Source organism: Paenibacillus sp. FSL H7-0714, assembly GCF_038003765.1.
Classification (GTDB): domain Bacteria; phylum Bacillota; class Bacilli; order Paenibacillales; family Paenibacillaceae; genus Paenibacillus_AQ.
Genome location: NZ_JBBOPT010000001.1, coordinates 3,180,181 through 3,191,960, shown reverse-complemented (window position 1 = coordinate 3,191,960; position 11,780 = coordinate 3,180,181). Strand labels below are relative to the sequence as shown.

General features: G+C 42.3%; 13 protein-coding genes. 3 read left to right on the top strand and 10 right to left on the bottom strand.

Annotated elements, in window-relative coordinates:
* Positions 1–215: 215 nt before the first annotated feature.
* Positions 216–596 carry a ferritin-like domain-containing protein gene (locus tag NST34_RS14290; RefSeq protein ID WP_445667663.1) on the top strand — a complete coding sequence of 127 codons (381 nt, stop codon included), beginning with the start codon at positions 216–218 and terminating at the stop codon, positions 594–596.
* A 22-nt stretch (positions 597–618) separates the two neighbouring features.
* Here the strand turns inward: NST34_RS14290 and NST34_RS14285 are convergent, their stop codons facing one another.
* The 5 genes from NST34_RS14285 to NST34_RS14265 all read right to left on the bottom strand — a co-directional run bounded on the left by NST34_RS14285 (position 619) and on the right by NST34_RS14265 (position 4,882).
* Positions 619–1,455, bottom strand: a complete 837-nt coding sequence (locus NST34_RS14285) for an SDR family oxidoreductase (protein ID WP_341044419.1) — start codon at positions 1,453–1,455, stop codon at positions 619–621.
* A gap of 28 nt (positions 1,456–1,483) precedes the next feature.
* A complete protein-coding gene (locus NST34_RS14280) occupies positions 1,484–1,930 on the bottom strand; it encodes a MarR family winged helix-turn-helix transcriptional regulator (RefSeq protein WP_076286354.1) in 447 nt (148 codons plus the stop codon).
* Positions 1,931–2,077: 147 nt separating this feature from the next.
* The gene (locus NST34_RS14275) at positions 2,078–3,271 is read right to left on the bottom strand and encodes a metallophosphoesterase (protein WP_341128053.1); all 1,194 of its coding nucleotides are present in this window, start codon (positions 3,269–3,271) and stop codon (positions 2,078–2,080) included.
* A 188-nt stretch (positions 3,272–3,459) separates the two neighbouring features.
* Entirely contained in the window at positions 3,460–3,870 is a 411-nt protein-coding gene (locus NST34_RS14270) for a bacteriohemerythrin (RefSeq protein WP_081382799.1), read from the bottom strand.
* 142 nt (positions 3,871–4,012) lie between these two features.
* A complete protein-coding gene (locus tag NST34_RS14265; RefSeq protein ID WP_042187882.1) occupies positions 4,013–4,882 on the bottom strand; it encodes a cation diffusion facilitator family transporter in 870 nt (289 codons plus the stop codon).
* Between the two features lie 307 nt (positions 4,883–5,189).
* Here NST34_RS14265 and NST34_RS14260 point away from each other — a divergent pair, with 307 nt between their 5' ends.
* Positions 5,190–6,548, top strand: a complete 1,359-nt coding sequence (locus NST34_RS14260; protein ID WP_341128052.1) for an outer membrane protein assembly factor BamB family protein — start codon at positions 5,190–5,192, stop codon at positions 6,546–6,548.
* Between the two features lie 43 nt (positions 6,549–6,591).
* On the opposite strand, the gene NST34_RS14255 is transcribed toward NST34_RS14260, so the two are convergent.
* Together NST34_RS14255 and NST34_RS14250 are read right to left on the bottom strand one after the other, a co-directional pair.
* Positions 6,592–7,095, bottom strand: a complete 504-nt coding sequence (locus tag NST34_RS14255) for a ferritin (RefSeq protein ID WP_042127399.1) — start codon at positions 7,093–7,095, stop codon at positions 6,592–6,594.
* Positions 7,096–7,191: 96 nt separating this feature from the next.
* Entirely contained in the window at positions 7,192–7,401 is a 210-nt protein-coding gene (locus NST34_RS14250; protein WP_231573442.1) for a hypothetical protein, read from the bottom strand.
* Positions 7,402–7,450: 49 nt separating this feature from the next.
* On the opposite strand from NST34_RS14250, the gene nagZ reads away from it, so the two are divergent.
* Entirely contained in the window at positions 7,451–8,521 is a 1,071-nt protein-coding gene (gene nagZ, locus NST34_RS14245) for a beta-N-acetylhexosaminidase (RefSeq protein WP_341060676.1), read from the top strand.
* Positions 8,522–8,539: 18 nt separating this feature from the next.
* On the opposite strand, the gene NST34_RS14240 is transcribed toward nagZ, so the two are convergent.
* From NST34_RS14240 to NST34_RS14230, 3 genes are read right to left on the bottom strand one after another with little or no spacing between them, the layout of a single operon-like run.
* Entirely contained in the window at positions 8,540–9,628 is a 1,089-nt protein-coding gene (locus tag NST34_RS14240) for an efflux RND transporter periplasmic adaptor subunit (protein ID WP_341128051.1), read from the bottom strand.
* 30 nt (positions 9,629–9,658) lie between these two features.
* Entirely contained in the window at positions 9,659–11,041 is a 1,383-nt protein-coding gene (locus tag NST34_RS14235; RefSeq protein ID WP_341128050.1) for an ABC transporter permease, read from the bottom strand.
* A complete protein-coding gene (locus NST34_RS14230; protein ID WP_042187870.1) occupies positions 11,031–11,750 on the bottom strand; it encodes an ABC transporter ATP-binding protein in 720 nt (239 codons plus the stop codon). Before NST34_RS14230 ends, NST34_RS14235 begins: the two co-directional genes overlap by 11 nt.
* Positions 11,751–11,780: the final 30 nt, after the last annotated feature.

Sequence of the window (11,780 nt, the reverse complement as noted above, 5' to 3'; positions counted from 1 at the left end):
GATGAACCCATAGTATCAACTTTAAAGGGTTAGAACAACTAAAGAACCGAAAGAGACCATTTTGGGCATTCGTACATATACTACTCTAATAATAACGAACGAATCAGGAGGTAATAAGAACTATGAATTGGACTCCTTTATCTCAGAATAGATCTGATTTCAAACCTATCTGAGCAACCTCTCTTCCTCAAGCATTAAATTTAATCAAAGAAGCTGTGCAAGGTGAACGAAATGATGAGCTTTTCTATGATGAACTTATCAAACTGGCCCCAAATTCCGAGCAAGCCTCCATCATCACCTCAATACGAGATGACGAAAGGGGTCACAACTCCATGTTCCGCGGGATGTTCAAAGAAATTACGGGTCAAGATATCACTGGAATTAGTAGTGAGCAATATCAACGGATCAGTTCCTATGAAGAAGGTTTAGAAAAAGCACTCCAAGGTGAACTGGCTGCAGTCGAAAAGTATCGCAAAATATGGTTTGGTCTACCTGTTGGAGTATACCGCGATACTGTTTATGGGATTATATTAGATGAATTAAAACATGCCAGTAAATATAATTATTTACTTACCTTAGATCGAACCACTATATAGTTGAATTAGTTAGAGTCATTATTTAAACCTGAAGGAAAGTGATTATACTTTCCTTCAAAGAGGTAACAGGCCGTCCCATTAGTCTCTCCATATCTTTTGAAGTAGAAGCTGTATCTATCTTCCCAAGGAGTGAATAAATCCAGTGCTGAATGCTTGAATCCTGCCGATGAACGATTCTTTTTCCTGTCAGCTCGGATAATACCTCCGCAAGTTCGCTGAAGTCCCAAGAGCGCGGTGCGGTTAATTCATAAATCTGATTAATATGACCAGTAGTTGTAAGCACGACCGCCGTAGCTAAAGCGAGATCCTTTCGTGTCACCGAATTAAATAGCCAGTTCCCAGGATAGGTGATTAACTCACCGCTTTGGATCGCCTCTTTCAGCCCTAGTACATCTACAAAATCCATATACAAAGCGTTGCGTAGAAATGTATAGTCAATACCTGATTTAAGAATCATCTGCTCTGTAAGTAAGTGAACATGATTAGCTGGAATTTGTCCTTTAGGTGGAAATGCGAAGCTTGTATACAGCAAATGCTTCACCCCTGCCTTTGATGCTGCATGAATAACCTCAGAATGTTGAGTTAATCTGACGTTATCATCGGGATGTGAACTAGAGATGAATAATAGCTCTGCTACACCTGTAAAAGCTTGAATTAGAGTATCAGGCTGATCATAATCGCCAAAGCGAATCTCAACCCCTTTTTCCAAAAGATCATTTGCTTTCTCCCGATCACGAACACATGCGATAATCTCACCTGCCGGCACAAACTGAAGAAGATTGTCTATAATCAAACTTCCTAATTGACCAGTAGCCCCAGTAACCATAATTGACATAACACCCCAGCCTTTCTGTTCCATGTTTTCGAGACCACAACATTATTTATTTCTAGCCATTGCTAAGCTTTTCTAATAAAACGATGAGTTGCCGAAGCTCTTGTTTATCCAGACCCTGCATACGTTCAGAGACCGCTTGACGATTTCCGGGAAGATGCTCCAAAAGTAATCGTTGTCCTTCACCCGTAATTGAAATAACGCTCTTTCTACCATCCTGAGTATGGTTCGAGCGGGTAATCCAACCATCTTTCTCCAGGGGTATCAGCAACAGACTAATATTAGCTTTGGTAACCCCAATATTGTGAGCCAATGTAGAAGGTAAAATCGTTCCGCCCTGTTTAGATATTTCTACTAGGATACGAATTCTTGCGCCATTTAATCCTTTCGACTGCCAATATTTATCAGAGACAGAAACTAAGCTTGCAGTAGTATCAACTAAAGTGAAAAATGCCTGAGTATGTAGCGGCTGATTCAAAACCAACGGTTGTAAATGATCCATCTTAGATTTTTCAACTCCAATTTAGTTAAGTGCTTAACTATTTTAAACCATACTACAAGCTCTACTAATTGTCAAAAAAAAGAAACTGCCTCAGCTCGCAGAAAAATTCTACGGATTCGGGCAGCCTCATATCATTAAAAATTTCTTTTAGATTAACACCGTCTTTGTAGACACGGCTTCTTCACTGTATTGTTTAGTCCCGTCTAACACCACTTCAAGCTTAATAATCTCCGAACGGCTGGCTAAACGGATTGGAGGTCCCCAGGTCCCATAACCAGAGGAAACAACGACATGCAATTTATCCTTGCGGAGGTAGCCCCAGTCCAGTTCGAACAACCGCTTGGTGATCCAGTGATTAGGAGCAATCTGTCCACGGTGAGTATGACCTGAGAGTAGAATATCTACGCCTTCTTGGGCAGCGACATCAAATCCGGTAGGCTGATGATCCATCATGATCACAGGACGCGTCAGATCGAGGCCATCCAATAAGGAGTTTACGCTTAATCTACCTCCGGCTTCCATCGTCTCGGCAGTCTTATCTTTTCGACCTACAATATAAGTTCCCGCCACTTCTTCAACCTCATCCTGTAGGACTTTAATGCCTATGCTACTCATTAAATCTGTATATTCCTTGATCGAACCACCGTAATATTCGTGATTGCCCAGTACCGCGTAGACCCCATGGCGTGCTTTTAGCTGCTTTAGCTGTTCACTCATACTATTGCGAATAAAAGGCTCAATACTATCGTCAAGTACATCCCCAGCCAGCAAAATCACATCAGGCTTCATAGCATTCATTTGTGCAACCATTTTTTTGAGATGCCGATTGCCGACGATATTTCCTAAATGCAGATCGGATGCAACCGCGATGGTAAGTGGCGTACTAGTTCCGATAGATTTATCAATGGGAATAGGATGGGTACGAACTACTGTACTCCAAGCGTTGATCGAACCCCAGACTAGAAAAACAACCAGTAATATTAGCAATGTACCACCCGCTTCTGAGACGTAGTGCGTTCGATCGACACCCATCCAGCCCAGCAGCACATATAACAGATCAGTTAATGGCAACATGATAATAGCGAATTCCATGCAAGCTAGATAATACGACCCAATCACCTTAAAGAATCTGGCTAACGGCTTCATTATTGTAGGCCAAGGTATCATTCCAACGACATACGCAAAGGCAAGAAGCAGGAATAATGTCCAGAACAGAACAGAGGAAGCACCTGAGAACCATTCATGGACAAGCAGCCAACCGTGATACCCAATGTAAAAATTAACAAGGCCCAGAATAAGCAGCATAGCAAACCCTGAAGCTAACATTCGTAATGTTTTCATCGTTCCACTCCCCTTTACCATACTAACTCTATACGTCTTATCTCAAATCATAACACAAACCGTTAACCCAGTATAAATTACGATGCTGTCTTCGGAAAATGGATCAAATAACGCACTACAATTCTTTATCACATTCCCCGTCAAAAAAAAAGAAAATGCCCGTCGGCATCTTCGTTGGAGGTATTCAGTTATACTGCTCTATCACGCGTGGCCATACATTCGCCAATTAGCTTATCGCATTTATTAATGTGATTCAGAAGCCAATCGGTTAACGTACGGTTAAGCTTAATCGTCGAGAGAACGGAGACTCCCTTGGTTTTAATCGTTTCTTCTAATTCAAGAACGGCTTTCACAAAATTAGCGTGCGTCTTACGATGTTCCGCCAATTCAGGAAAATCGATCTCTTCCATCAATTGCTCTTCATTGCTAAAATGCTCGATGGTATATTCCTTCAAGAATTTGAGCGTTTCTTCGATCTTCTCTTTCCCCTGCTGCTTACTGCAAGCATCAAAAAATTCATTCAATTTCGCCAGCAACTGTCTGTGCTGACAGTCTATTTTCTCAACACCGATATCATAAGAATCCTTCCATTCAATCACGAAATCACCATTCCATTTCCTGAAATTAACATATCGATAAATACAACTAATTCTCCACCTTTCCGCACAAAAGATCTATTAACAACATCACAAGGAAAATCCCATATCCATCCAAGGGAAAGTCACAATTCATTGTCCGTTTCTACTTCATTACAGGTTCTATGTGGACAAGCACATTTGAAACTTGGTGCCGATCTTTCAATTGTTCTTCGATTTCTTCCGTAATATCATGGCTCTGCACCACACTAAGCTCGGAATCTACTAATACAGTTGTATCTACTAGTACGTTATTTCCGTGGATGCGAGCTTTAATATCTTTAATGGATTGCACACCGTCAATTTCAGCAACGGTTTCTTTCATGAGTTCAAGCTCTTCCGCATCAAAACCATCCGTTAAGTCATGTGTAGCTTTACTAAAGATATCCCATGCCGTCTTGCAGATAATCAGGCCGACAATAATCGCTGTAAGCGGATCAAGCCATGGAATTCCAAATCCAGAAGCCACAATTCCGACAAAAGCACCTATGCTAACTAAAGCATCTGATCGATTATCTAGTGCTACTGCTCGCATAGCGTTACTATTAATAGAGCGGGCCAGTCTAATGTTATACATATATACGCCCATCATTATCACAGCACAAAAAACTGCCGTCCAGGCTGCTATAAGATCTGGACTTTCCAGTTCGGGTTGAATAAATTTGTTCACGCCCTGGTACAGCACTTGAAGCCCTACAACGATCATAATAAATGAAGCAATTAAGGATGCCACGGTCTCTGCTCTGAAATGCCCGTAGCTATGATTGGAATCCGGCGGTCTCCTGGAGATCTTAAGACCGATTAGTATGGCGATAGAAGCGATAATATCAGTACTGTTGTTCAGGCCATCTGCAAGCAGCGCTTGAGATCCCGCGACCGTACCAATAAACAGTTTGATGGCGGACAGGAATATGTAGGCAACTATGCTTAGCCATGCTCCTTTTTCACCTTGTTTGATGTCGTTGTAATTTTCCAAAAAAAAGAACCCCCAAAGAATAGTATTGTTCTATACTACACTCCGAGATTCGGGTGGGTCTAGAGAAACAGTGTTGCTAAGAGGCGTAATAGTTCCCTCCGTCAAATAGAGTTGCTAGGTCATAACTGTTTTGCGGAGCGTAACATAGTTTGCCTTAGTTCAACTTTAAGTATTATATTTCTCGCTTAAACGCTTACCGTCCTTAAAAAAAGCCGTAGATGTTTATGCTTGTTCTACAGAAGTAGTAACTTTTTGCCATTTATAATGTCTAATTATAGTAATCACTATTTTTGAGGAGCGTGAAACGATGATTCAGTCTTTGCACAAGACAATGATTAAAGTTTTAGCTGTTACATGCATTGCATCCCCAATAGCTTACAACGGATCGTTATCCGACATTTCCGCGGAACAAGCAGTTATAAGTACAAGCAATCCCTATTACAATGAAGTCAAAGCACCTATTCTTGTACCTGTATGGTCATCACCGCTTGCCATCTTAAAAGAAGATAGAATCACTGGGCAGAACGTTACAGCCCTTGCCGAGAATGGGAAAGTCTTTGCCTTGCAGCGGAATGAAAAACTAGTCGCATTGAATGCTACAACAGGTAAAAAAATGTGGGAATTCGGAAGTGCATTAGCCCCGTTGTTCACGTACAGTAATGGATTTATCTATGGTTTGACTAAGAGTGGCTCTCTGTATGCCGTTAATGAAGCAGGTAAAAAAGCGTGGTCAGCTTCATTATCACTACCTAAAGCCACCAGTATACAACGGTTAGGCTCCACCATTTATGTAACACAAGAGAGTCAATTCGCAGCTGTCGATGCGGTCAGCGGGAAGATTAAATGGAAGGCTGCAGAGGAGAGTAATAACTTTACAGGCTTATCGGAACTTATGGAAACGGATGGGGTTGTTATTCGAAGTTATCTCTCACAGGGAGCATTAACAACTGCCGCACTTGCTGCTTATGACAGTCTGACAGGAAAAAAACTATGGGACCATACCCGTCAATGGTGGCCACTAGCAGTAAAGGACGGCCTCCTCTACTCCATTACCAATACGTTAATGATGGATGATGACGCTGTGAATCGTAATGTTAAAGTTTCTGTATTCAACGTAAAAACGGGTGAACTTAAAGGAGAACGTTTATATAAATGGACAGATACCGAGAATAAAGATGGAGCATTCACATTTGGTGGTGTAAATGGGACCGCATTCTTGGATGGAAATGACTTCTATATTTTTCAGGGCAAAAAGCTTGTGAAATATGATTTTTGGAATTACTCAGCGGAAGGTAAGCCAGTTCAAACCTGGACTTCTATGGCAAAAGAGAAAGATTATCCTCTAAACCAAGTCCATCAGCAAAGAATGTTATATTCCAATTATGATACAGGTACGTTATCCGCACTCAAACTTGGAAATGGTCAGGCGGTAGTCCTCAATAATGGTGAGAATCCTGTAGTTCAGACGGATCTTTTTGGAAATGTGGTTTATAGCGGACAATCAGATGGCCTATTTCACGCTTATGACATGTTGACGTTGAAGCCTATTTTTACCGTGAAGACAGGATCTCGTAACTTTGCCCCTTCTCTTAAAACTGGAGGCATGCTGATCATCCGAACAGATAATAAGCTGCTGGCTATTAAACTGCCTTCATCAATTAAATAAAAAAAGCCTGATTTCTCAGGCTTCTGATCTTAAGTAACTTTACTTACTCAGCAGGAGCTGTAAAAGTACGTGCAGCAAATTCAGCATCCAGCATGTAGAAGGCGTTGCTATCTTTATCAATTCGTTTCAGTTTACTAATGATGTTGCTAAAGAGCGCTTCCTCTTCTACTTGCTCGTCAATAAACCATTTCAAGAAATAGATCGTTGCATGTTCACGCTCATCCAGCGCCAAGTCAGCTAAATGATAGAAGCGTTTCGTGTTTTGTTGCTCATGCGCGAATGCATGTTCAAAAGCATCCAGCATTGAAGAGTATTCGTTCTTTGGCTCTGGTAGAGCTTCAAGTGTCGCCCGATTATCGCGATCATTAAGGAACTTATAGATTTTCATGGCATGGAATCGTTCTTCTTCTGCTTGAATTAAGAAAAAGTTTGCGAATCCATCGAGACTTTCCCCGGAACAATAGGCTGCCATAGCTAGATAAACATGAGCGGAATAAAACTCGAAATTCATCTGTTCATTAAGTGCGTTTACTAATCCATCTTTCATTTGACCGTCACCTCATAATTCAATTTTAATATGTAAAGATTTAAGTTCATCTTATCACCGTGTATCTAAGTCAGCAAGGATTCATCCTTCTGACATCTAAATAAGTAACGAAGGGACGACTATTCTAATGACCAGATTTACACGCAACATCCTTAGACCTACATCCTCTGCTAGCTTTTTAATGGCTTCTGCTATGGTATCTATGCTTCTGTTAACTAGCTGCTCCAATAGCAGTAACAGCTCCCAAGCTGCCGCTACAAATCCGCCGACTGCCGAATCCACATCTTCACCTGTTACCAGTTCCACAGCAGCTCCCTCCTCAGAGAGTGATCCAATTGCTGTTCAGGTTTCCAGTATGAGCCTAGAAGAGAAAATTGGACAAATGCTCCTTGTTGGCATCGACGGAACCGTTCTGGATGATCAAGCAAAAAGGATGATTGCCGAAGACAAAGTCGGTGGAATCATCCTTTATAAGAACAATATTCAAGATCTGAAGAGTATGGTCAGCCTTGTTAATTCCATGAAAGAGAGCAACAGCGGCAACCCTGCCCCTTTATTTATGAGTATCGATCAGGAGGGCGGAAAAGTCAGCCGGATGCCTAAGGAGTATGCTTCCTTCCCCTCTAATGGAAAGGTCGGTACCCGTAAGGATGCTAACGCTGCCGAAATGATGGGCAAGCTGCTCGCTAGAGAAGTATTGTCAGCAGGATTTAATATGAACTTCGCTCCCGTCCTTGATATCAATAGCAATCCAGATAATCCTGTAATTGGAGATCGTTCCTTCGGTAACTCCGCTGAACTAGTCAGTACGCTAGGGATTGCCGAAATGAAAGGAATTGAGAGCGAAGGTGTTGTTCCTGTCGTCAAACATTTCCCTGGTCACGGAGATACTTCCGTCGACTCCCACCTTGAGCTGCCGATTGTGAAAAAGACCGCTGCAGAGCTCGCTGAATTAGAATGGCTCCCTTTTCAAGCGGCGATTAAAGAGGGAACCGACGCCGTTATGGTCGCTCATATTTTGTTTCCTAAGCTTGATGCTGATAAACCAGCATCTTTATCCAGTAAAATAATTGGTGATCTGCTTCGTGGAGACATGAAATATCAAGGACTCGTAATCACAGATGACCTAACTATGGGTGCAATCATGAAGAATTACGACCTTACCACAGCAGCGTTAGATACTATAAATGCAGGCAGTGATATCTTACTTATCGCTCACGGCTATGATAATGAGAAACGGGTATTAGAATCGCTTCTGGACCATGTAAAAAAAGGTAAGATACAGGAATCACGGATTGATGAGAGCGTCTATCGGATTTTAGCATTGAAAGCTAAATATAATCTATCCGACGAGCCAGTTCCGGTTCCTGACCTTACCGAGCTAAATAAAGATATTAAATCTTGGCGACTCACGATTGAGAAATAGGCTTAGGTCTATTTCAATCTATTGAAGCACAACAACATCTCCAACCTTTAACCCTGAGACGGCCTCTGTTTTGTCAGCCGTCTCCATGCCCACTTTGATATCTCTTCGTTCATACTGCCCATCACCTTTATCCAGCATCACGTAGGAGAGATCTCCTTCATGCATTACAGCGATGCTGGATACAACGATGGCATTTTCTTTACGGACCGTTTCAATTTCTCCGCTCAAGCTAAGTCCACCAATCAAGTGCTCATCAGACTGCAATGAGATTACCACTTCAAATTGTGGAACCGAAGTAGCAGTAGTATTTTGACCTGAAGCCGTCTTAGCAAATTTGGATACCTTAGTTACCTCTCCAGATAGCTTTGAATCTTTTAAAGCTGTCATTTTAACATCGACCTTCATTCCCGTCTTAATACGGAAGACATCTTGTTCACCTACAAGAGCAATGAATTCAAGCTTGTTCATATCTACAATTTTGCCGATGTATTGATTATCTGTCACTGTTTGCGGTATTTCACTCGCACTGTCAAATAGAAAAACACCAGTTGCCGGAGCATAGAAGAGGGCCGTTTTAATCTTGGCCTTCTTTTCTTTTAATTCACGAGCCTGTATTTCAGCATTTACTTGGTTAAGCTCATCTCCTAACCGAGCTGTTTCTTGGGCTGCGAGGGCTTTTATACGTTCGGCTTCTGTTGCTCCGAGAGCTGCATTCTCCTGGTCCTGCTGACTAACAAATTCATTTAATTCCGCTTCTAGCTGTGCCTTTCGGATGGTCGCCTCCGATGTAGCAATCTCATTCTTTAAGGCTTCCTGATCGAGGGTAAACAGCAAATCCCCCTTCTTTACTTGCCCACCGTTCTCAACCTTCCATTTTGTTACTTTAGAAGCATATGGTGCATATACAAGTGTTTCTTGCTCATATCGTGAATTCCCCTTAACCTGAATGGAGTTCGTGATGGTTTCCTGTGTCACTTCAAAAGTTATCGCTTGTGGTGGTTCAATAGGTTCTAGCTGTGCCTCAGTTTTATACATCTTGCTGTATACAAAATAACCCGCTGCAATAATGATCAATACCAATACAATCCACTTGATTCTCCTCTTCATCACTTCTGCTTCCTTTCAACTTAAAAATAGCTAATCCCGTTTTATCGCCGTGAGCGCATTTGTTCTGGACGCGCTTATCGCCGGATAAATTCCCGATAGTACTCCTGTCATCACTGCAAATGCAATGCCAATTGGAAGGGTCATCAGAGGAATAGTGATAACCAAGGGTTCACCACCCATTCCCATGCCTCCTGTGGTACCAATGAGCTTATTTATGCCAAACACAATCAAGTACGAAAAGCCTATGCCGAGTAGCCCCCCCAGCATCCCGAGCAATGCCGCTTCTGTAATGAACATATTTCGGATCTGCCCCATATTAGCGCCCAACACTTTCATAATACCGATCTGCCGACGACGCTGATGGGTGGACATGGTCATTGCAACGATGATCGAGATCGAAGCAATAATTAGAATAAATATACCAATACCAAGCGCTGCTTTCTTGAACATGCTGAATGTAGAAGCCATCGCCTCTTTTTGATACAAATTCGTACTTGTATTTAGTGTAAGTTTCTGGATAAGCTTCTCCACTTGCACAATGTTGTCCGTACTGTCGACTTTTACAATGGCGGAGTTGTAGACATCCTTCTGCCCAGCAGTTCCATTCATTAGTTTCAGTTGTTCAACCAGACGCTCCCCAGTCTCTAGCGAAACATAAATCTTCTTGTCGTACATCGCCATATCAGGGTTCCCAGTACTATCCAATATCCCAACAATTTGAATGGGTGAGCTGATTAGAGACTGTCCAGTTTGAGAAGCAGGGTCATATGATTGTAATTGAACCTGTTGTTTGAACATATCCGACGGAAGCATGCTTAAACTGTTGTACTGTTCCATTATTTTATTATTATAAGGATCAGTACTCAGTTGTTCAAAAAGACGTTGCCGAGTCTCGACATCAATCAATCCTACAGTTGCTCCATAGTTTAGTACTGCCATACCAACCGAATCAGAAGGACCACCCTGCTTAAATTTATGGTCATATTTCGTTAGTAGTCGAAGATCCGTTCCGATTAACTGTACGTCCGTAATTTTATTATCGATAGTAGTCATTTGTATGTAGCCAAGCTCTTGAAAAGGTGCTGCTGCGGTAACATGCCGCAGGCCTTGAACAATTTTCAGCTTCTGGGCCGTTAGCCTGCCGGGGTCGAGCTTTGCATCAGAGGCAGAGGCTTCTTTTCCTTCTCCGCCCCCTTGTGAAGGGATGCCGCTGTTCGGAGTCACCGTAATTTCATCCATTTTGAAATTCCGGTTAATTTCCCGCTCCGTATAGCTTTGCGCGGAATCTCCTATACTTAAAGCAACAATAATAGCAGCACAGCCAATCGATATACCTGCCATACAAAGACCTGTGACAACTTTCCGTCGTTTGACTTGCTCCCAAGCCAAACGTGAAATATCACTAATCCTCAATGAGTTTACCCCCTTCGAGTTCTGTATCCGAAGAAGTTTGTTTCTCAGTAATCATATATCCGTCCTGAAGCGTGAAAATCCGTTGCATTTGTTCTGCTACTTTGAGCTCGTGTGTTACAACGATGAAGGTGGTCTTCATCTTCTTGTTCAGGTTAAGCAGGATATTGATAATTTCCTCTTCTGTCTTCGAGTCCAGATTTCCGGTCGGTTCATCTGCGAAAATAACGGACGGTTCTGTGATCAAGGAACGTGCAATACTGACCCGCTGCTGCTGTCCGCCAGACAACTGTGAAGGGAACAGGTCGGCTTTATCCGGAATGCCGACCCCTTCCAGCAAGGCCAGAGCTTTTTGCTTACGTATTGATGGTGAAACGGATTGGAACACAAGCGGCAACTCAACATTTTCACGGACAGTCAAGCTAGTAATCAGCTCATAAGCTTGAAAGATAAACCCGATATGCTTCCTACGAAATTCAGATAGCTTGTTTTCGCTCATCTTCACAATATCTTGGTCAGCAATGTAAATGTGGCCTTCCGTAGGCTTCATCAGACCTGCCATCAGGTTGAGCATGGTTGACTTACCGGAACCCGAGCTCCCCAGTAATGCAACCATCTCCCCCTTTTTCACAGAAAAATCTATTTGATGAAGGACTGCCGTCGTTTCATTACCATTCTTAAAAGAATGCGTTACATTTTCCACTCGCAACATTGGAGCTGCTCCTTCTCGTACATTAATAGA